The organism is Ruegeria meonggei (genome assembly GCF_042768335.1).
Lineage (GTDB): Bacteria > Pseudomonadota > Alphaproteobacteria > Rhodobacterales > Rhodobacteraceae > Ruegeria > Ruegeria meonggei.
The window spans coordinates 233176-252217 of the sequence record NZ_JAXHBT010000002.1 but is presented as its reverse complement, the minus strand read 5'-3'; the positions used below and the strand labels follow the sequence as shown (position 1 = coordinate 252217).

At 56.9% G+C, this 19042-nt stretch carries 19 protein-coding genes and 1 pseudogene; 7 read left to right on the top strand and 13 right to left on the bottom strand.

Features of this window, described 5'->3' with window-relative positions; all coding sequences use genetic code 11:
- The first annotated feature begins 11 nt into the window (after positions 1–11).
- Positions 12–854, top strand: coding sequence for a fumarylacetoacetate hydrolase family protein (locus SJY13_RS21270; protein WP_377194098.1), 843 nt, complete (start codon positions 12–14; stop codon positions 852–854).
- Positions 855–933: 79 nt separating this feature from the next.
- On the opposite strand, the gene SJY13_RS21265 is transcribed toward SJY13_RS21270, so the two are convergent.
- The 5 genes and pseudogenes from SJY13_RS21265 to SJY13_RS21245 form a co-directional block, all read right to left on the bottom strand.
- Positions 934–1638, bottom strand: a complete 705-nt coding sequence (locus SJY13_RS21265) for an NAD(P)H-dependent oxidoreductase (protein ID WP_377194096.1) — start codon at positions 1636–1638, stop codon at positions 934–936.
- A 104-nt stretch (positions 1639–1742) separates the two neighbouring features.
- On the bottom strand, positions 1743–2657 hold the full coding sequence (locus SJY13_RS21260) for a LysR family transcriptional regulator (protein ID WP_377194094.1): 915 nt from the start codon (positions 2655–2657) through the stop codon (positions 1743–1745).
- A gap of 38 nt (positions 2658–2695) precedes the next feature.
- Positions 2696–3717, bottom strand: a pseudogene (locus SJY13_RS21255) (aldehyde dehydrogenase family protein).
- Positions 3718–4084: 367 nt separating this feature from the next.
- Positions 4085–4396, bottom strand: a complete 312-nt coding sequence (locus SJY13_RS21250; RefSeq protein WP_377194092.1) for a hypothetical protein — start codon at positions 4394–4396, stop codon at positions 4085–4087.
- A 120-nt stretch (positions 4397–4516) separates the two neighbouring features.
- Positions 4517–4639 carry a hypothetical protein gene (locus tag SJY13_RS21245; RefSeq protein WP_377194090.1) on the bottom strand — a complete coding sequence of 41 codons (123 nt, stop codon included), beginning with the start codon at positions 4637–4639 and terminating at the stop codon, positions 4517–4519.
- Here SJY13_RS21245 and SJY13_RS21240 point away from each other — a divergent pair.
- Positions 4629–5162: a hypothetical protein gene (locus SJY13_RS21240; RefSeq protein ID WP_377194088.1), complete on the top strand. Its 534-nt coding sequence runs from the start codon at positions 4629–4631 to the stop codon at positions 5160–5162. The two genes, SJY13_RS21245 and SJY13_RS21240, sit on opposite strands and share 11 nt — an antisense overlap.
- A gap of 32 nt (positions 5163–5194) precedes the next feature.
- On the opposite strand, the gene SJY13_RS21235 is transcribed toward SJY13_RS21240, so the two are convergent.
- A complete protein-coding gene (locus SJY13_RS21235; RefSeq protein ID WP_377194086.1) occupies positions 5195–6217 on the bottom strand; it encodes a GlxA family transcriptional regulator in 1023 nt (340 codons plus the stop codon).
- Between the two features lie 162 nt (positions 6218–6379).
- On the opposite strand from SJY13_RS21235, the gene SJY13_RS21230 reads away from it, so the two are divergent.
- Positions 6380–7054, top strand: a complete 675-nt coding sequence (locus tag SJY13_RS21230) for a GntR family transcriptional regulator (RefSeq protein WP_377194084.1) — start codon at positions 6380–6382, stop codon at positions 7052–7054.
- A 1-nt stretch (position 7055) separates the two neighbouring features.
- Here the strand turns inward: SJY13_RS21230 and SJY13_RS21225 are convergent, their stop codons facing one another.
- From SJY13_RS21225 to SJY13_RS21195, 7 genes are all read right to left on the bottom strand, one after another.
- Positions 7056–8012: an ABC transporter ATP-binding protein gene (locus SJY13_RS21225; protein WP_377194082.1), complete on the bottom strand. Its 957-nt coding sequence runs from the start codon at positions 8010–8012 to the stop codon at positions 7056–7058.
- Entirely contained in the window at positions 8009–8986 is a 978-nt protein-coding gene (locus SJY13_RS21220) for an ABC transporter ATP-binding protein (RefSeq protein ID WP_377194080.1), read from the bottom strand. The genes SJY13_RS21225 and SJY13_RS21220 overlap by 4 nt, the downstream gene beginning before the upstream one ends.
- A 4-nt stretch (positions 8987–8990) precedes the next feature.
- Positions 8991–9893 (bottom strand): ABC transporter permease subunit, encoded by a 903-nt coding sequence (locus tag SJY13_RS21215; protein WP_377194078.1) that lies wholly within the window; start codon positions 9891–9893, stop codon positions 8991–8993.
- On the bottom strand, positions 9893–10900 hold the full coding sequence (locus tag SJY13_RS21210; RefSeq protein WP_085822230.1) for an ABC transporter permease subunit: 1008 nt from the start codon (positions 10898–10900) through the stop codon (positions 9893–9895). Before SJY13_RS21210 ends, SJY13_RS21215 begins: the two co-directional genes overlap by 1 nt.
- Positions 10900–11994 (bottom strand): M24 family metallopeptidase, encoded by a 1095-nt coding sequence (locus SJY13_RS21205; RefSeq protein ID WP_377194076.1) that lies wholly within the window; start codon positions 11992–11994, stop codon positions 10900–10902. The genes SJY13_RS21210 and SJY13_RS21205 overlap by 1 nt, the downstream gene beginning before the upstream one ends.
- Before the next feature lie 66 nt (positions 11995–12060).
- On the bottom strand, positions 12061–13644 hold the full coding sequence (locus SJY13_RS21200; protein ID WP_085822228.1) for an ABC transporter substrate-binding protein: 1584 nt from the start codon (positions 13642–13644) through the stop codon (positions 12061–12063).
- Between the two features lie 731 nt (positions 13645–14375).
- The gene (locus SJY13_RS21195; RefSeq protein WP_085822227.1) at positions 14376–14993 is read right to left on the bottom strand and encodes a TetR/AcrR family transcriptional regulator; all 618 of its coding nucleotides are present in this window, start codon (positions 14991–14993) and stop codon (positions 14376–14378) included.
- Between the two features lie 205 nt (positions 14994–15198).
- On the opposite strand from SJY13_RS21195, the gene SJY13_RS21190 reads away from it, so the two are divergent.
- From SJY13_RS21190 to SJY13_RS21175, 4 genes are all read left to right on the top strand, one after another.
- Positions 15199–16128 carry an AEC family transporter gene (locus SJY13_RS21190; protein ID WP_377194074.1) on the top strand — a complete coding sequence of 310 codons (930 nt, stop codon included), beginning with the start codon at positions 15199–15201 and terminating at the stop codon, positions 16126–16128.
- A gap of 95 nt (positions 16129–16223) precedes the next feature.
- Positions 16224–17057, top strand: a complete 834-nt coding sequence (gene fghA, locus SJY13_RS21185) for an S-formylglutathione hydrolase (protein ID WP_377194072.1) — start codon at positions 16224–16226, stop codon at positions 17055–17057.
- Positions 17058–17060: 3 nt separating this feature from the next.
- On the top strand, positions 17061–18509 hold the full coding sequence (gene sthA / locus SJY13_RS21180; protein ID WP_377194070.1) for a Si-specific NAD(P)(+) transhydrogenase: 1449 nt from the start codon (positions 17061–17063) through the stop codon (positions 18507–18509).
- Positions 18506–18961 (top strand): YaiI/YqxD family protein, encoded by a 456-nt coding sequence (locus tag SJY13_RS21175; protein ID WP_377194068.1) that lies wholly within the window; start codon positions 18506–18508, stop codon positions 18959–18961. The genes sthA and SJY13_RS21175 overlap by 4 nt, the downstream gene beginning before the upstream one ends.
- Positions 18962–19042: the final 81 nt, after the last annotated feature.

Sequence of the window (19042 nt, the reverse complement as noted above, 5' to 3'; positions counted from 1 at the left end):
GGGAAAACGAAATGAAGCTATTACGCTATGGACCGGTTGGCCTGGAAAAGCCCGGGGTGATGGACGACGATGGCAACATCCGCGACTTGTCGGGCGTGGTCAGCGATATCTCGGGGGCGATGCTGGGCCAGGACAACTTGGCACAGTTGCAGGGGGTGGACCTTGGGGCGCTGCCGATTGTCGAAGGCAATCCCCGCATTGGCGCCTGCGTCGGTCAGGTGGGTAAATTTGTCTGCATCGGTCTGAACTATGCGGACCACGCAGCGGAAAGCGGTTTGGAACTGCCAGAAGAACCGGTAGTTTTCTTTAAGGCAACCTCGGCGATCATGGGTCCCAATGACGCGGTCGAAATCCCGCGCGGCTCTGTCAAGACCGATTGGGAGGTCGAGCTGGGCATCGTGATAGGCAAGGAAACAAAATACGTCTCTGAAGAGGACGCGCTGGACCACGTTGCCGGATATTGCGTGGTCAATGACCTGTCCGAGCGTGACTTTCAGCTGCACCGCTCGGGCCAGTGGGTCAAAGGGAAATCAGCGGACACCTTCGGCCCAATCGGCCCGTGGCTGGTGACCCGGGATGAGGTCGGCGATCCACAGGCCCTGCTGATGTATCTGGAGGTAAACGGCGACAGGTACCAGGACGGATCAACCAGCACGATGCATTTTGGCGTCGCCACGATCGTTTCGCACTTGTCGCAGTTCATGTCGCTGCAGCCGGGTGACGTGATCTCGACCGGGACACCTCCGGGCGTGGGGATGGGGCAAAACCCGCAAACCTATTTGAAGCCGGGCGACAAGATTGAGCTGGGAATTCAAGGGTTGGGCGTACAGCGACAGGAGGTTGTGCAGGGCTAAGCCCCTTCGCCAGAACCTTCGACCAGACATTCAGGACCCCAGGTTGACTGCCAATCCGGGGTCTTTTTGTAGCGGGGCGTCAGGCCCAGGTTACGATATCCGACATCTCGCGACGCGTTTTAGGGAACATCGGCCCATCCGCGCGATAGCCAAACGCAACCATGACGGCGGGTTTGTAGACGCGCGTGTCGATGCCGAACTCCGTGCGCAGAACGGCTTCGGTCTTGTCGAGTCCAAATCCTTCGATCGGGCAGGAATCGATCCCCATCAGTGCCCCGGCAGTCATCATGTTGCCCAGCACGATATAGGCTTGACGTGCGGCCCATTGGGTGATGTGCGCATCGGTTTCCAAATGGAAATCGCTGTCCTGAAACTTGCTATACGCCCCGTGGATCATCTCGACAACGTCTTCGGGCAGCTGTTTGACCTCGCGATTGTGTTTGGCCAGATACTCTGACCCTGCTTTCATGGTTGCCCCGGTATGGGACAGGACGATCACATAGTGGCTCGCGGTTCCCAACTGGCCCGCGGTTCCATTGCTGGCCCCATTTGCACCCCAGGTGAAGTCGCGAAACAACGCGCGTTTTTCTGGCGACTGGACGATCAAAAGCTGGAAGGGTTCGGTGCCGAAGGACGTCGGAGACAGGCGGGCTGCGTCCAGAATAGTGTTGAACTCGCTGTTCGGAATTTTGCGGTCAGGGTCAAAAACCTTGGTTGCGTGGCGAAAGTTGAAGGCATCGATGATTTGGGTCTGAACATCGTGGTTGTCGATGAGGTCTTTCATGGGAATGGGCTCCGGTTCGTTGATGAACCGTACCTAAGATTGTCGGCCCGTCGCCACTATCTACGGCTTTCGGCAATGATTATCCCGCCCTGCGAAAGAATGGCTCAGATCAGATCGGCATAGCAGGCTTTGTTGGTCTCAATGATGCGGGCGCGCATGAAGTCGAGGAATGCTTTGACGCGCGCGTGCATCAAACGACCGGGCGGGCGCACCGCCCAGATCTTGGAATCTGACAAATCGCGCATCTGGGGCAGAACTGGAACCAGCCGCCCGGCGCGGATGTGCTCTCCGGTCTGCCAGAGCGAGGCCTTGCCGATACCCAGTCCCGCCAGTGTCCAATCGACGATCGCGTCACCAAGGCTGACGGTTACAGGCCCGGACACCCGGACATCGTGCATGGTTTCAGACCGGTCAATCAGGTGCCAGATCTCTCGGGGCTGCATGGTCAGGCAGGCGTGGTTGGTCAGGTCCGCTGGTGATTGCGGGATGCCCGCGCGCTGCAGATACTTTGGCGATGCCACCAGCATGCGGGGATCATCATCCAGCTTCTGCGCCAGCAAGCTGGACGGGCCCAGATCGCCAATGCGGAAGGCCAGATCATAGCCCTGTTCAACAATGTCAATCACCGTGTCGGTCAGGTTCAGGTCCAGCTGGACATGAGGGTAGAGGCCCAGAAAATCGGGCACATACGGTACGATATGAGACCGACCAAAAGACGCAGATGCCGTGACCCGCAGCTTTCCTGAGACAGTCCCTGAAGTGCGGGACAGAGCGGTGCGGGCATCCTCGATATCTTCGAGAATGTGTTTCGCGTGATCCAGAAACAGTTCTCCGTCCGGGGTCAGAGAAATGGCGCGCGTAGTCCGGTTCAGCAGCTTGACGTCCAACTCTGACTCCAGCGCCTGCAGGCGTTGCGACGTGTTTGTCGCTGAAAATCCGAACTCGGCCCCTGCCCGCCCGATAGCCCCCAAAGTTGCCACACGGACGAACAGTTGAAGGTTTTTCAGATCAAAAGACATGGGTCTTGGGATAATACGGAATTCTCGCCTGCGCCAGCCTACGTCGTTACCCGCAGCCAAGGCAGCGAGTAAGTCTTGGCGTTTTTGAAGAACTTCATCGCTTTGATCACACCTTCCTTGACGCCATTGCCACTGTCCTTGATGCCAGCAAACGGAGACATCTCGATGCGATAACCGGGCTGTTCCCAGATGTTGCAGGTGCCCGCGTCCAGCCCGTTGATAGAGGCAATCGCCCGGTTCTGATCGTTGTTGCAGACACCCGATGACAGGCCGAAATCGGTCGAGTTTGAAAGTGCAATGACCTCTGGGTCATTGTCGAGCTCCCTAACGATGGGACCAAAGGTTTCCTCCATCACCAGCACGCTGTTCTGGGGCACTTTGCCGATCACAATCGGCAGCAAGGCCCCCTGACGACCGGGATGACAGAGGATTTGAGCGCCCTGGTCATAGATCACGCAGCCCAGTTGCGTGCCGGGGTCCTGCGGATCACCAAACCTGATTGCCTCGACTTTTTCCAACATCAGGGGGACAAACTTATCGGCGACACTGTCCTGAACCAGAACGCATTTGATCGCCGTACAACGCTGGCCTCGGCAATGGTCGTGGCCTTGTCCAGATCAGCAGCGCTGAGGTCATTGAGAATGATCAGCGGGTCATTACCGCCCAGCTCAAGAGTTTGACGTTTATAGACCGCCTTTTCAGCGATCACCTTACCGACAGGCATGCTCCCGGTGAAGGTGATGATGTCGATGTTATCATTGGTGTTCGTCTCATCATCGATGTCTTGCGACCATTCGGTGACAACCTGGAACACCTCGGGCGGCAGACCGGCCTAGTACAGGATATCAGCCAGGGTCAGCGCGGTCAGCGGCGTCAGTTCGGTTGGTTTGCACACCATACAGTTATTGGCCGCAATCGACGGCGCGAACTCATGGCTAACCATGTTCAGCGGGTGGTTGAAGAGTGTGATTGCGCTGATGGCTTTGACCAGCACGCGCTCGGTGAAATTCTTGCGCTCTTTGCCGCTATCGGTCAGGTCGAAGGAAAATCTCAGCGTCATCTTTCAGCGCCTCGGCAGCGGCGAATTGGTAAACATCCTGCGCGCCTGATCTCGCAAATCGCGTGCTGGTGGCAAATGCCCAGCACCAGCGTTAGTCATTTCGCCAGAAACTCGCGCTTTTCCCCGATCAGCTCGCCTGCACGCTGCAGAATCTGGCTGCGTTCATTCCGGGTGATTTTTTTGGCGTGCAGTTCGCGGCAATCTCAAAGTTGTTGCGCGCGTGTTCTGTGGTGCCCGCCGGAACATAGCCCACAACCTCGTTGGTATAGGGGTAATGAACGGGGATTGTCTTTTCAGTAAAAACAACCTCGCCGCGCGATGCGCATCCCTGCGTTTCTGATCTCGGATTTGGCCATGATGTGATCCTTCATCGCCTATTGCGCCGCAGCTTTAGTTGCATAGAAAATGCGTCGAAGTTCCGCGGGTCCGGAGTGTTGCCCAGATCGACGACACGGTTGACGATAAAGGGCACCTCTTGCTCTGTCAGGCCCCCATGGCCGCGGAAGGGTTCCTTGAGGGCAGCCAGGTTGTGACGGTGTTCCGAGGTTCCGATGGTCATGTTCTCGCCCGAGATCATGACGATATCGCCGATGCGGTCAGCGGGCAGTTCAAACCGATTGATCACCTCTTCCTTGTCGATCACCAGGACCATGTCGTCGATTGCGTCAAGCCTTGCCATGATTTCAGTTTATTCCGCATCTTCGGGCAGATAGGCTGTGGCAAAAGCACCCAGCGCACCGTGGTGGACGACGTAAGAGTCGGTAATCGGCAGGATCACGCGGGCCTGATCTTTGCCTAGTCACTCATCAATAAGGTCCTGCGCATAGATCACATTCGGTTTTCCTTCGGCATTGTGTTTGGGCTTCAGCCCATGATTTGTGGCGCCAAGGTCGTCCAATTGTGCCAGATACTTGTCGAACATTGCAGGGAAATCCAGCGCAGCCTTGCTGCTCGGGGGCAAACTTGTGTTGAATGTGATCTGTGGTCGACAGATACATGATGCCCGGTTTGAATTCCCTCAGCAGCTTGACACCGGCGGCAAAAACAAACTCGAACAGCTCGGCCGAGTAGACTTCGGGCACGGGCATGACCAGCCATTCGCTGGCAGTTTCGATGCCATGTTCGGACTTGGTCGTCGCTCCAGAACGTTCCGGGGAAAAGGCTACAGCGCGCAACTTGTCTTTGGCCGTGACAATGGCCATGTGATAGCCCGCGACTTGGAATTGCGAAAAGATGGTCGGCGCACGCAAAATGCGCACGTCGTTCATCATCACTTCTTCGCCACGGTCAGGGTCAATCAGGTAATTGCCGCAGGAGTTCAGATTAGCCTGAGTGAATTCGCCTGTGGGTTCATGACACTACTTTGGAGTTTGCGATCTGGATCGCAGTTACTGGCCGCAATTTCGTGCAATTGCATTCATCGATCCAACAGATTGTTTGGATAATAACTATTGATCCAATCAATAGAAGCCGTGGATTATTTTTGTGTCCCGTCCTGCGCCCAGGAACGGCGGAAATTATGGGGGGAAATCTTGTAACGGCTGCGGAAATGTACTGACAGCCGGTCGGTGCTGGAAAATCCCGCAGCAAAGGCGATCTCGGATACGCTCAGATCAGTTTCGCTCAGCAGAGCAAAGGCGCGATCCAGCCTCAGGTTGTTGTAGAACTGCCCCGGCGACATGTTGGTATGCTGCCGGAACAGGCGTTCCATATGGCGGCGGGAGAGTGAGGCCTGCTTAGCCACCGCCTCAAGGCTGAGGGGCGATTCAATGTAGTCTCGCATGATCTGCACGGCCTCGATCAGTTTGGCATTCCGCGTGCCCAAAACCGCTGAAACAGAAGATATCTGTTGGCTGTCGCTGTCCCCTGCCCGCCGATGCAGGCACATCTCGGATACGCTCACCGCCAGGGCGTTACCAAACATCTCTTCAATCACCTCAAGCATCATGTCCGTGCTGGCATGCCCGCCCCCGCATGTCCGAAGTTGCCCGTCAATTTCATAAAGGTTCTGCGATGGGACCATTGCCGAGAAGTTCTCACAAAAGCCGGGGCGGTTTTCCCAATGCACAGTGAAACGTTTGCTGCCGATAAGTCCGGCCTTCGCCAAGGCGAAGGCGCCGGTGCAGATGCCGCCGAACTCGCAACCATGGGCTTTTTGGCGGCGGATCCAGTTCAAAACGGTGGGGTCGAGCGAGGCCATGGGTTCTGTCCCGGAGCAGACGAAAGTGTATGCCTCTTTGCTTAGGTCGTGCATTTGATGGTCGACTTGAATGCCGATCCCGTTCGAACAGGTTACCGGAGCGCCGTCTGGCGACAAGACATACCATTCAAACAGTTGCTTTCTGGCCAGCTGGTTGGAAATGCGCAGCGGCTCAATCGCGGCGCTGAAGGCCAGCATGGTCGTTTTAGGCAACAGCAAAAAGTAGAAGGTCTTCGGCGGACCGTCATAAGGCACGTCAACAGAGATCGCGCCTTTAGGCAGAAATCGCTGACTGTCCATCAATTGGCTCCTTTCGATGTTGCACCGTCCCTGACCGGCTGTCTCATTTATGGTCATTGAAACAAAAAACACCAAATTGATATCTCTGCATGCAAGGCCCTTGGAAATCACCCGCTCATTTTGTATTTTGGATACAAGTTTCCAGTACCCAAGGCGAACCGTATGCCCAGAACCCGCGCGATCCCCCGGCAAAGCCTGCCTGATGTTATCACAAATGATCTGCGTGAGCGGATCCTGAGTGGCGAAATGGCCGAGGGCGAGACCATCCGACAAGAAGCCCTGGCTGAGGACTATGATGTCTCGCGCATGCCGATCCGCGAGGCACTGAAGCGGTTGGATGCCGAAGGGCTGGTGCAGTTGACGAACAACCGGGGCGCGTCGGTCACCATGCATTCCCTGTCAGAGATCGGTGAGATCTTTGATCTGCGCGTCCTGCTGGAAGTGGATTTGTTCCAGCATGCGATCCCCCGGATGCGTAAAGCGGGCTATGAAACATGCGAACGTATCCTGGACGAGATGGAGAAATCCTATGACGCTTATGACGTAGGACGTTGGGGCAGCCTGAACTACGAGTATCATATGGCCTTGTATGCCGCAGCAGATCGCGGGCTGACGAACGAGATTCTGCAGCGCGTGAACCGGCAGTCTGACCGGTATGTCCGCATGCACCTGAGCGTGATGGAACAACGCGAACCAGCGAAGAAGGATCACCGACAATTGCTGTCACTGGCCCGTGCCGGACAAGTGCAGGATGCCTGTGACCTGTTGACCAAACACATCCGGCGCACCAAGGATCAGTTGCTGGATATGGTTACCGCCACGCGAAATGCCGATTAGGTCAGTCCAGAGGATGCAGGCACGCAACCTGATGCGTGCCGCCGCTCAGCTCGGGGGGTGCTGCACGGCATTCCTCAGTTGCCAGCCAGCACCGTTGTGCAAACGCGCAGCCTTTTGGGATATTCATCGGTGACGGCAACTCACCTTCCAGCTTGATCCGTTCTTTCCGCGCTTCGGGGTCAGCGCGTGGCGTCGTGGACAAAAGTGCCTTGGAATAGGGATGCCGGGGCGCTGCGAACAGCTGATCCTTGGGGGCCTTTTCAACCGCGCGACCCAGATACATGACGATCACATCATCGGCGAAGTGTTTTACGACCGACAGATCATGCGAGATGAACAGATAAGCCAGGTTCAGGCGATCCTGTAATTCAACCAACAGGTTCAAGATCTGCGACTGGATCGAAACATCCAAAGCTGAGACCGGTTCGTCCAGCACAAGCACCTTGGGGTTCAGCATCAATGCGCGGGCAATGGCGATCCGTTGCCGCTGTCCACCTGAGAACATATGTGGGTAGCGGTCGTAATGTTCCGGGCGCAGACCGACCAGCTCAATCAACTCGCGCGCGCGGGCTTCGCGATCGGCGGCTGACATGTCAGGGCGGTTGATGATCAGCGGTTCCTGGAGAATCTGCCCGATCCTCTGGCGCGGGTTAAGCGAGCCATAGGGATCCTGAAACACGATCTGAACCGTCTCGCGCATTTCGGCCCATTTCGATGGGGTGATGTCGACGCCGTTGATGGTCAGATTGCCGGAGGTCGGCTCCTCGATCATCGTTACCACCCGTGCCAGGGTTGATTTCCCGCAGCCGGATTCCCCAACGATGGCCAGGGTCTTGCCCGGTTGCAGATCGAAATCCACACCGGACAGCGCCTTGACGGTCGCCGGTTTCGACAGCAATCCACCCTTGACGATGTAATGCCGGGCCAATGCACTGGCTTGTACGATGGGTGCGGTCATGCCAGTTCTCCGGCGGTTATCTGTTCGACATGGTGACACCGGGCTTTGCCAAACTGGGCGCTATGCGGGGTCGGTGGCAGGCTTCTGCAAATATCATTCGCATGTTGGCATCTTGGGCTGAACAGGCAGCCTTTGGGCCGGTCGAACTGGCCGGGTACTACGCCGGGGATGGTCGGCAGCATCTTGGATGTTGCCCGCTCGGGCAGCGCACTGAGCAATGCCGTTGTATAAGGATGGCGCGGTGTACGGAACAGGTCGGCGACAGGCTGTTCCTCGACCTTTTGGCCGGCATATTGAACCTGGACCCGTTCGGCGGTTTCCGCCACGACGCCCATGTCATGAGTGATCAGCACCAAGCCCATGCCCTGTTCATCGCGCAAGCGCAAAAGCAGGTCCAGAATCTGCGCCTGAATCGTTACGTCCAGGGCAGTTGTCGGCTCATCCGCGATCAACAGCTTGGGGGTACAGGCGATGGCCATTGCGATCATGACGCGCTGGTTCATCCCGCCCGACATCTGGTGCGGAAACGTTTTCAGACGGCTTTCGGGGGCCGGGATGCCGACCTGATCGAACAGCTCGATCGCGCGCTGGTGACGATCCTTACGGTTCAGGCCCAGATGGATGCGCAGGGCTTCTTTGATCTGGAAGCCAACTGTGAAACAGGGGTTCAGCGAGGACATCGGCTCCTGAAAGATCATCGCAATGTCCTTGCCGATGATCTTGCGACGTTCCCGGGCCGAAATTTTGGTAAGGTCGATGCCCTCAAAACTCAGTTGATCAGCGGTGATCGTGGCCGTCCAGGGCAGCAGCCCCATCAGCGCCAGCATCGACACGGACTTGCCCGAGCCGCTTTCGCCAACGATGGCCATCAGCTCACCTTTGTCGACAGAGAGGTCCACGCCGTCTACGGCGCGGAATTGTCCCGAAGCGGTGGCAAATTCAACCGTGAGGTTCCGGATTTCCAACAAGCTCATGGCGTCAGCTCCGCTTTAGTTTCGGGTCTAGCGCGTCGCGCAGACCGTCACCCATCAGGTTGATGGCCAGCACTGTGACCAGAATGGCCAGACCGGGGAAGGTTACTACCCACCATGCACGCAGAATGAACTCGCGCGCCTCGGCCAGCATGGTGCCCCATTCCGGTGTTGGTGGTTGCGCGCCCATACCCAGAAAGCCAAGCGCGGCGGCGTCCAGAATGGCCGTAGAAAACGACAGTGCCGCCTGCACGATGATCGGAGCCAGACAATTGGGCAGAACGGTTTTGAACATCAGCCGCGCCTTGCTGGCCCCGGCCACGCGGGCTGAGGTCACATAGTCTTTTTGCCGCTCAGACAGCACTGAGGCACGGGTCAAGCGCACGTAATGGGGCTGGAACACGATGGCGATCGCGATCATCGCGTTGGTCAAGGATGGCCCCAGAATAGCCACCAGAACCAGCGCGAGCAGCAGCGAAGGGAAAGACAGAATGATATCCATCACCCGCATGATCATTGTGTCGACCCATTTGGGTGCGAAACCGGATAGCAGGCCGACAATCACGCCGCCTGTCACTGCCACACAGACAACAACGATGCCGACAAAGAAGGAGTATCGCGATCCCATGATCAGCCGCGACAGCATATCCCGGCCCAGCGGATCGGTGCCCAGAGGGAAGGCCCAGCTGCCGCCTTCTTGCCATGCAGGGGGCTGCAATATGTGATTCCGGAACTGCTCGGTCGGGTCATACGGCGCCAGCAAAGGCGCGAAGGCGGCGCAGAATACAAAGGCGGCAAAGACCCAAAGGCCCATCACTGCGCCGCGGTTTTCGCTGAAATAGAACCAGAACTCGCGCAGGGCGCTGGGACGGTCCTCGGTTTTGGGTGGGGTTGCGGACAGTTCAGCCATCACCGCCTCCGGATTTTGGGGTTGATGACGCCGTAAAGGACATCGACCAGCAGGTTTACCAGCATGACGATCACGGCGATCATCAGCAGTCCGCCCTGCACCACCGGGTAATCGCGGCGGAAAATGCTGTCGACCATCCACTTGCCGATGCCCGGCCAGCTAAAGATCGTTTCGGTCAGGATCGCGCCCGCCAGCAGTGTTCCAACCGACAGGCCGATAACGGTGATCACCGGGATCAGAGCGTTGCGCAGCGCGTGCAAACCGTTGATCCGCGACGGTGAAAGACCTTTGGCACGGGCGGTGCGGATATAATCCTCGCCCAGAACCTCAAGCATCGCAGAGCGCGTTTGACGCGCGATCACAGCGAGAGGGATGGTGCCCAAAACAATTGTTGGCAGGATCAAATGTCGTACAGCCGACTTAAATGCGCCTTCCTGTCCGGATAACAGGCTGTCGATCAGCATGAAGCCGGTTACGTCGGGGAAATAATACAGCAGATCAATCCGGCCCGAGACCGGCGTCCAGCCCAGATTGCCTGAAAACACGATAATCAGCAGCAGCGCCCACCAGAAGATCGGCATCGAATACCCTACCAACGCCGAAGACATCAGAGCCCGGTCAAAGAACTTGCCCCGGTTTACGGCCGCGATCACACCGGCAGGCAGACCCAATGCAACAGCAAATATCATCGCACAGATCGACAGCTCCATCGTTGCGGGGAACAGGGCAAAGAACTCATCCCAGACCGGTTTTTTGGTGACAAAGCTTTCGCCCAGATCACCCTGCATCACGCCGGTCAGATAGTCCCAATATTGCTGCAGGACCGGTTTGTCGAAGCCAAGTTTTTCAACCAGTTCCTGATAGCGTTCCTCGGTCATGCCGCGTTCTCCGGCCATGACGATGATTGGGTCGCCCGGCAGGACCCGGATGAACATGAAGGAAATCAGCGTCACGCCCAGAAATGTCGGAATGAACATGCCGAGGCGTGTGAGAAAGTAGCCAAACATCAGCGACCTATTATTGTGAGATCTTTGGGAAAGCGGGTCAGAGACCGACAGCCGTCCTCGGTAACAAGCACGTCATCTTCTATGCGAACGCCGAAATTGTCCAGATCATAAAGGCCCGGCTCATTGGTCCAGACCATACCCGGAAGGATTTTCTGATCGTTACCACGCATGATATACGGCGCTTCGTGCACATCACGGCCCAGCCCGTGACCGGTCTTGGTGCGGATACGATCAGCATAGGGCGAGGCTTCGAGCACGCCGATCACCGCGTCGTCAATATCATGGGCGGTTGTGCCAGGGCGACAGGCCTCGAACCCGGCCAGATTGGCGCGCAGCACGGTGTCATAGACCGCCCTGCCCTCGTCCGAGGCTTCTTCGACAAAAAAGGTCCGCGTGATATCGGCGGCAAACCCGTGTTTGCGGGCACCAAAATCGAACAAAAGCGCGTCGCCCGGTTTGATCTGGTAGTCATCGCGTGCCGTGCCATGTGGTTGCGCCGAGTTGTCACCCGCGGCCACGATAGGCGAAAACGCCAGCGAGGCTGCACCTTCGGCAAACAGCGCCTGTATCAGCGCCTGTTCGACCTGTTTTTCTGTCTGGCCCACACGCACATCCGCGATCACGCGGTCCAGCGCGCGTTCCGAGATATCAATCGCCGTTTGCAGCGCCGCGATATCATCTTCGGTCTTGATGATGCGCAGGCCAGAAATTTCGCGCTCGGCGTCCACGATCCTCAGATCGGGCAATGCGCGGGTGAAGGCCTTGGACACAAAGACCCGCATGACCTGCCCTTCGACGGCAAGTGAAGTCAGCGGCATATGTTCTGCAAGGGCAGAGAACGCGTCATCATAGCCGGCCTGATCGCGCCAGTCGAAGACGGCGCCGTCGAAACCAACCAGTGCCCACGAGCCCAGTTCAAGATTGGGCACAATTGCAGCCGGAGCCCCTTCGGCCGGTACCACGACCACAAAGGGCCGCTCGTGGCTCATGAAAGGTTTTCCCAAGGCGCGGGTGAAATTCGGGCCGGGCACAAGGGCCACGGCGTCTACTGACATGTCCTTTGCCAGGTGACGGTACTCGGACAAATCCGGCATTCAGGCCGACCTCCAAAAAAGAAACCGGAGCCGCCTGGTGGGCGGCTCCGGTCAGTGAGTGGTGGTTTATTCGACGCTCACACCATAAAAGATGTGGCCGCCCAGCGGGTGCACTTTGTAACCTTGCACCTTGTTGCTCATCGGCATGTAAACAACCGAATGCGCAATAGTTGCCCAAGGCGCCTGCTCTTTGAAGACGACTTGTGCCTCTTCATAAAGCTTGGTGCGCTCAGCCTGATCTGTGGACTGCTTGGCCTTCAGGATCAGGTCTTCGAAGGGCTCGTGGCACCACTGCGCGCGGTTCGAGGCTTCGCGACCGTCACAGCCCAGCAAAACCGCCAAGAAGTTGTCTGGATCGCCGTTGTCGCCGGTCCAACCCAGCAGAACCGCACCATCCCGGTTCAGTTCCTTCGACCGCGACAGATATTCGCCCCATTCATAGGACACGATCTCAACATCCACTCCGACCTTGGCGAAATCCGCCTGGATCAGTTCTGCCATACGGCGTGCGTTCGGGTTGTAAGGACGCTGCACTGGCATCGCCCAGACCTTCATCGACAGGTCGGTCACGCCTTCTGCTTCCAGCATGGCCTTGGCGGCTTCGGGATCATAAGCATCGTCAGTGATCGCGTCGTTATAGCCCCACATTGTCGGCGGGATCGGGTTCTTGGCAACTTGCCCTGAGCCCTGGAACACAACATCGATGATTGCGTTCTTGTCGATCGCCATGTTCAGCGCTTTGCGGACATTGGGGTTGTCGAAAGGCTCCATGGTGGTGTTGTAGGCCAGATAGCCCACGTTCAGGCCCTCTTGCTCCAGCATGTTGATGTCGGCGTCATCCTGCATCGCCTGAATATCGGCGGGGTTCGGATAAGGCATGATGTGGCATTCGCCCGCCTTCAACTTTTGATAACGCACTGATGCGTCAGGCGTGATCGCAAAGATCAGGTTGTCCACGTCAGCAGGCGCTTTCCAGTAATCGCCGTTGTTGGCGTAACGGATCACCGCGTCTTTTTGATAAGCCACGAACGAGAACGGGCCGGTGCCGATTGGCGCGGTGTTCAGCTTTTCAGGTGTGCCCGCTTCCATCATCGCGTCGGCATATTCTGCCGACAGGATTGAAGCGAAATCCATCGCCATGTTGGCCACGAACGGGGCCTCGGGCTTGGAAAGCTTGAATTTCACAGTGTAGTCGTCAACTTTTTCGATGGACTCAACCAGATCCGGCATACCCATGCCCTGGAAGTATTCCCATGTGCCACCAGAAACCTGGTTGAAGGGGTGTCCTTCGTCCTTCTGGCGCATGAATGAAAAGATCACGTCATCGGCGTTAAAGTCACGGGTCGGGGTGAATTCGTCATTCGAATGGAATTTGACGCCCTGACGCAGCTTGAATGTGTATTCCAGACCATCATCGCTGGCCTCGACACTTTCGGCCAGTCCGGGGATCACGTTGGTTGTGCCGGTCTCAAATTCAAGCAAGCGGTTATAGATCGGGTGCGAAGACGCATCAAAGGTTGTGCCAGCCGTGAACAGCGCCGGGTCAAACCCTTCGGGCGATCCTTCGGAGCAATAAACCAGCGTATTCGCTTGTGCCGCAGCGCCCGATAAGGCGATCGCAGCAGTTGCAGCCATTAATTTCAGTTTCATGAGTATCTCCCAGAAATGTTTTTTTCAGACATTCGCGTTGCTCATTTTGGCCAGAGCAATCTTTGGCGACTCTCGCCGCCGCGACATCTCTGCCCAATGTATCCAAAATACAAAATCCATTGTCAACTGACTTCCCGAACCTACCCCAGTCTCGTCTGCCAGTGATTTGGGTACACTCTCACGTTGAGAGTTTTGCGGGCGCTGAGCAAGTGCATAATATGAATACGCCTGTCGCCCGTGCTGCACACTGTAGTTCCAAAGACGAAAGTCATCTGTGCCGAAAAGGGCCTGGCACCTTTCCCATGCGGGTATTGGCCTGAGATCACAGGGCAAAGGTCGGGGCACCACCGCGGGTGGATTTCCAGATTGTGGGGTCCAATCTGATCCAGCAACGGGCGTGTGGCTGCACCCAGATCACGCAGATACCCCGGAGCATTGACGGCACAAACTTCTGGGGTCAGTTGTCCCGTTTGGCCTGTTCTGCCGCCAAGGCCGAGATTATGGCGCAGTCATCCGCATGACGGATATGCCGTCACCCTGCAGGGAGTGATGCTTTGGGAAATCACGGACATACGCTTGCGCATCCGGCACTATGTCCGCTCGGTGAAACCACCATTTTGACCAAATTTCTCCGGGCATGGACCGTCTGGATGAAAGCTGGTCAGTCTCAATATTCAGCCACTTTTTTTGTCGATTGGTCTGGTTTGCGCGTGCAAAAGTTTTGTACAGATTCAGACGCCGTAGCGGGCCATGAACATGTCTACTGCTTGCAAAGCGATCGCATCAATTTCGGATTTCTCAAAACTTGTTTGAATTCCAAAAGCTGCACGGGGCCAAATTCTGACTTTGCACAGTTCCGAGAATTGTTCCGCTGCAATGTGGACGTCTTCGATTGCCAGCTCGCCCTTTTTGACAGCCTTTTCCAGGTATTCTGCCATTTGTCGCTGACCATTCTGCGGCCCGGCTTCGTAAAAGGCTTTGCCTAGTTCGGGGAACCTGTCCCGTTCAGCTACACAGATCCTGAACACTTGTTGCGCGAATTCAGAGACCAGAAAGGCAGTCAGCTGAGTCGCGGCAATTGTCAGGACCTCACGCGCAGGCTTGCTGTCGTCGATCATGGCAATGACATTTTCCGCCATTCGCTTACACTCGGTTTGAGCGACTTCCATGAACAACAGGCGCTTGTCAGGGAAGTAGCTGTACAGCGTCGCCTTCGAGACCCCCGCCGCGCGGGCTATGTCATCCACACTTGCGCCTTCGAACCCATCTGCCATGAAAACTTCTCGGGCGCCGCGCAAAACCTGATCGAATTTGCGGCCCGTTCGTAGAATGGCGGCGGCTTGGGTCATGACCTCTCCTTTGGTAGATGATTAGCTGAAACTATAAACCGATCAGTTCAGATACAACGATTCTCATGTGTTCCGACCCACCGTAACTTTGCTTTTCGATCATTTTATTGTCAGAAACCGCCCTCTCAGGTCAGGCAATGAACGGTTAATCCGAGTTGCCCGGCTTGGCCTTGCGGCCCGTGAAAACCCTGTTAACTGTTTGCGCATGGTCGATATCTTTCTGCGTACGCTTCCTTTTTTTGCAATTATCGGCTTGGGCTATTGGGCCGGTCGCAGCCGGTTTTTTTCCGAAGACGCCACCGCATATCTAACCAAGTTCGTTTTTTACTTTGCGCTATCCGCTATGCTGTTCCGCTTTGCCGCGACGTTGCCGTTTGCCGAGATTTTCAACGGTCGGCTGGTGTTTGGGTACCTGTTGGGCACCGTGGTTGTTTATACGCTGGCAACTCTGGTGGCGTGGCTACGTGGTCTCGACATTCCTACTGCCGCAGTCGAGGCGCAATGCGCGGCGATTGGCAATGTGGGTTTCCTCGGCTTGCCGATGCTGGCTCTGCTGTTTTCTGAGGCCGCGATTGGCCCCGTGATGCTGGTGTTAACGGTTGATCTCGTCGTGTTTTCTTCGCTGATTGTCATTTTGATCAATGGCGGGCGCGACGGGCGACTAACCCCGGCCACATTCCGGTTGATTGGGTTGGGCTTGCTGAAAAACCCGATGATCGTCTCGATTTCCGCAGGAATGCTTTGGTCTGCCCTGCAGGTTCCGGTCCCAACTCCGTTGAATGACTTTCTGACAATCCTCGGCGGTGCGGCCACACCGGGGGCTTTGTTCGCAATCGGGGCGTCGCTGGCCAGCAAATCAGCCGAGCGGGTACAGATCGCCGCGTGGCTGAGTTTCTGCAAACTTGTCATCCACCCCATCTGTGTTGCCGTCGCTTTGATCTGGATTATTCCGATAGAAACCTTCCCTGCCACTGTTGCGATTGCTGCAGCAGCGCTGCCTGTGGCTGGCAATGTCTATATGCTGGCCGCGCATTACGGCGTGGCACCGCACCGGGCTTCGGCAGCGATCCTGTTGTCCACTGCTGCCAGCATTCTGACGGTACCTTTCGTCATCGCGTGGGTCGGCACATCCTGACTTGTGGAAATTACGCCTGTCAGAGGCTCTCGGACTTTACGTCAGGGACCCGGGCCGTTAGCCATGTCGCACCGTAAAGCGAAGGATGATGCCTGATGGAAACCCTCTCGGAGAATGCATGTTTTGGTGGTGTGCAAGGCGTGTATCGCCATGCGTCAACCGCGTGCCAGTGCGATATGACCTTTGGTCTGTTTCTGCCGGCCGAGGCCAAGGACGGCCCGGTTCCAGTGCTGTGGTATCTGTCCGGTCTGACCTGCACCCATGAAAACGCGATGACCAAAGCGGGCGCGCAGGCCTGGGCTGCGGAACAGGGCATTGCTGTGGTTTTCCCGGACACTTCTCCGCGCGGTGAAGGCGTGGCAGATCACGAAGATTACGATCTGGGACAAGGTGCCGGGTTCTATGTGAACGCCACGCAAACCCCCTGGGCTCCGCATTTCAACATGTGGGACTATGTGGCAGAAGAGTTGCCCGCCTTGGTGACCCAGAACTTTGCCATCGATAGTGATCGTCAGGCGATCACCGGCCATTCGATGGGGGGGCACGGCGCGCTGACCATGGCGATGAATCTGCCGGGGCGGTTTAAGTCAGTCTCGGCATTTGCGCCAATCTCAAACCCGACCGGTGCGGATTGGGGGCGCAAGCAACTCAAGGCCTATCTGGGCCCGGATGAGGCTGCTTGGGCCAAACATGACGCCTCAATCCTGATGGCGGAAAGGGGGTTTGACGGGCCCGTCCTGATCGACACTGGTGCCAATGACCAGTTTATCGACCTTTTGCGCCCCGAAGCCCTGGCACAGGCAATCGCCATGCGCCGCCAACAGGCGATTTTCCGGCTGCAGCCCGGCTATGATCATTCGTATTACTTTGTGTCGACCTTCATGGAAGATCACATCACCTTCCACGCTGAGGCACTGTACGGAGACTGAGCCATGAGCGATTACGATTACGACCTGATTATCATCGGTTCCGGCCCCTCAGGTCGTTCGGCGGCCATTCAGGCGGGAAAGTTGAAGCGGCGCGTGCTGGTGATCGACCGCAAGGATCGGTTCGGCGGTGTCTCGGTTCATACCGGGACGATCCCCTCGAAAACCCTGCGCGAGACGGTGCTGAATCTGTCAGGCTGGCGCGAGCGCAGCTTTTACGGGCGCTCGTACCGGGTAAAAGACCAAATCCGGGCCGAGGATCTGAAAGCCCGCCTGCACATGACTTTGGACCATGAGGTCGACGTGCTGGAACATCAGTTCAACCGCAACCATGTTAAATCCCTGAACGGTCTGGCCAGATTTGTCGGCCCACACACCGTTGAAGTGGCCACGGATGCCGGGGAAACCACACGTCTGACAGCGGCCAAGTTTTTGATCGCCACGGGGACCAAGACCTACCGGCCCGATTATGTGCCGTTCAACGGCAAGACGGTTTTGGATGGTGACGATTTTCTGGAAATGGCGGAAATCCCACGATCTCTGGTGGTGATTGGTGCCGGGGTGATTGGGGTGGAATACGCCACCATGTTCTCAACCCTCGATGTTCGGGTCACCTTAATCGAGCCGCGCGATACTTTCCTGGACTTTATCGATACCCGTTTGATCCATGATTTCACCCATCAGATCCGCGAAAACGGCGTGGACCTGCGATTGGGGTCGGCCGTTGAAAAGATCGAAGACGTTGGCGGGCATGTTGAGGTGACACTGGAAAACGGCCGCCATGTACGTGCGGAAATGCTGTTGTTTGCGGCCGGGCGGATGGGGGCGACCTCGGCACTGAACCTGGATGCGGTTGGTGTGGAAACTGACCATCGCAACCGGATCGACGTGGACCGCAAAACCTATCAGACTGCGGTACCGCATATCTATGCCACCGGTGATGTGATCGGGCATCCGTCGCTGGCGTCTACGTCTTTGCAACAGGGCCGCGTGGCCGCCTGTCATGCGCTGGAAACCCCGACCCTGCCAGAAAGCCCATGGTATCCCTATGGCATCTATTCGGTGCCCGAAATCTCAACCTGCGGCATGTCCGAAGAAGAGCTGCAAGAGCGCGGCATTCCCTATGAGGTTGGTGTGGCCCGGTTTCGCGAAACCTCGCGCGGGCATATCATGGGATTAGAGCATGGCATGCTGAAGATGCTGTTTTCGCTGAAAACCCGTCGTGTACTTGGGGTGCAGATCGTGGGTGAAGGCGCGACAGAGCTGATCCATATCGCTCAGGCGGTTCTGAACCTGAAAGGCACTGTCGATTACTTTGTACAGAACACGTTCAACTACCCGACGCTGGCCGAGGCCTATAAGATCGCCGGTCTGGACGCGTTCAACCGGATGCCAATCCCGGAAGAATTCAAGGTGCGTAAGAAGCCACCTGAAAAACAGGCAAAAAAGGCGTGACGACGCTATTCATTGATGGCGACGCCTGCCCTGTGAAGGCCGAAGCGGAGCGTGTGGCCACCCGTCACAAAGTGGCGATGGCATTGGTGTCGAACGGAGGATTACGGCCATCGCCGAACCCTCTGGTGCAGGTTGTCATCGTGGCCGAAGGGGCAGATGAGGCAGATAAATGGATAGCGGATCGCTGCGGGACCGGAGACGTGGTGGTGACATCCGATATCCCTCTGGCTGCGAAATGCGTTGAGGCGGGCGCGTGCGTTCTGCGCCCAAACGGAGAGGCTTTTACTGCGGCCAATATCGGACAACAATTGGCGATGCGTGATTTGATGGCCGATCTGCGGGCCGCTAATCCGCTGGGTGCCGGTGGCGGAGGTAAGCCGTTCGGTAAAGCTGATCGCTCCCGATTTCTGGACGCGCTGGAGCGGGAGTTGCGGGCCGCGTTGCACACGTAAGGCTCCCGCTCGTCGAAGACGCATCAAGGATGCGCCACCTCCGGTTGGGCCAGGCAGCGCTGTGCGCTGCGGTTAGGACCT

Coding starts and splice junctions, on each gene's coding strand:
- SJY13_RS21270 (WP_377194098.1), top strand. CDS start 12: ATGAAGCTATTACGCTATGGACCGGTTGGCCTGGAAAAGCCCGGGGTG.
- SJY13_RS21265 (WP_377194096.1), bottom strand. CDS start 1,638: ATGAAAGACCTCATCGACAACCACGATGTTCAGACCCAAATCATCGAT.
- SJY13_RS21260 (WP_377194094.1), bottom strand. CDS start 2,657: ATGTCTTTTGATCTGAAAAACCTTCAACTGTTCGTCCGTGTGGCAACT.
- SJY13_RS21250 (WP_377194092.1), bottom strand. CDS start 4,396: ATGGCAAGGCTTGACGCAATCGACGACATGGTCCTGGTGATCGACAAG.
- SJY13_RS21245 (WP_377194090.1), bottom strand. CDS start 4,639: ATGTTCGACAAGTATCTGGCACAATTGGACGACCTTGGCGCCACAAAT.
- SJY13_RS21235 (WP_377194086.1), bottom strand. CDS start 6,217: ATGGACAGTCAGCGATTTCTGCCTAAAGGCGCGATCTCTGTTGACGTG.
- SJY13_RS21230 (WP_377194084.1), top strand. CDS start 6,380: ATGCCCAGAACCCGCGCGATCCCCCGGCAAAGCCTGCCTGATGTTATC.
- SJY13_RS21225 (WP_377194082.1), bottom strand. CDS start 8,012: ATGACCGCACCCATCGTACAAGCCAGTGCATTGGCCCGGCATTACATC.
- SJY13_RS21220 (WP_377194080.1), bottom strand. CDS start 8,986: ATGAGCTTGTTGGAAATCCGGAACCTCACGGTTGAATTTGCCACCGCT.
- SJY13_RS21215 (WP_377194078.1), bottom strand. CDS start 9,893: ATGGCTGAACTGTCCGCAACCCCACCCAAAACCGAGGACCGTCCCAGC.
- SJY13_RS21210 (WP_085822230.1), bottom strand. CDS start 10,900: ATGTTTGGCTACTTTCTCACACGCCTCGGCATGTTCATTCCGACATTT.
- SJY13_RS21205 (WP_377194076.1), bottom strand. CDS start 11,994: ATGCCGGATTTGTCCGAGTACCGTCACCTGGCAAAGGACATGTCAGTA.
- SJY13_RS21200 (WP_085822228.1), bottom strand. CDS start 13,644: ATGAAACTGAAATTAATGGCTGCAACTGCTGCGATCGCCTTATCGGGC.
- SJY13_RS21195 (WP_085822227.1), bottom strand. CDS start 14,993: ATGACCCAAGCCGCCGCCATTCTACGAACGGGCCGCAAATTCGATCAG.
- SJY13_RS21190 (WP_377194074.1), top strand. CDS start 15,199: ATGGTCGATATCTTTCTGCGTACGCTTCCTTTTTTTGCAATTATCGGC.
- fghA (WP_377194072.1), top strand. CDS start 16,224: ATGGAAACCCTCTCGGAGAATGCATGTTTTGGTGGTGTGCAAGGCGTG.
- sthA (WP_377194070.1), top strand. CDS start 17,061: ATGAGCGATTACGATTACGACCTGATTATCATCGGTTCCGGCCCCTCA.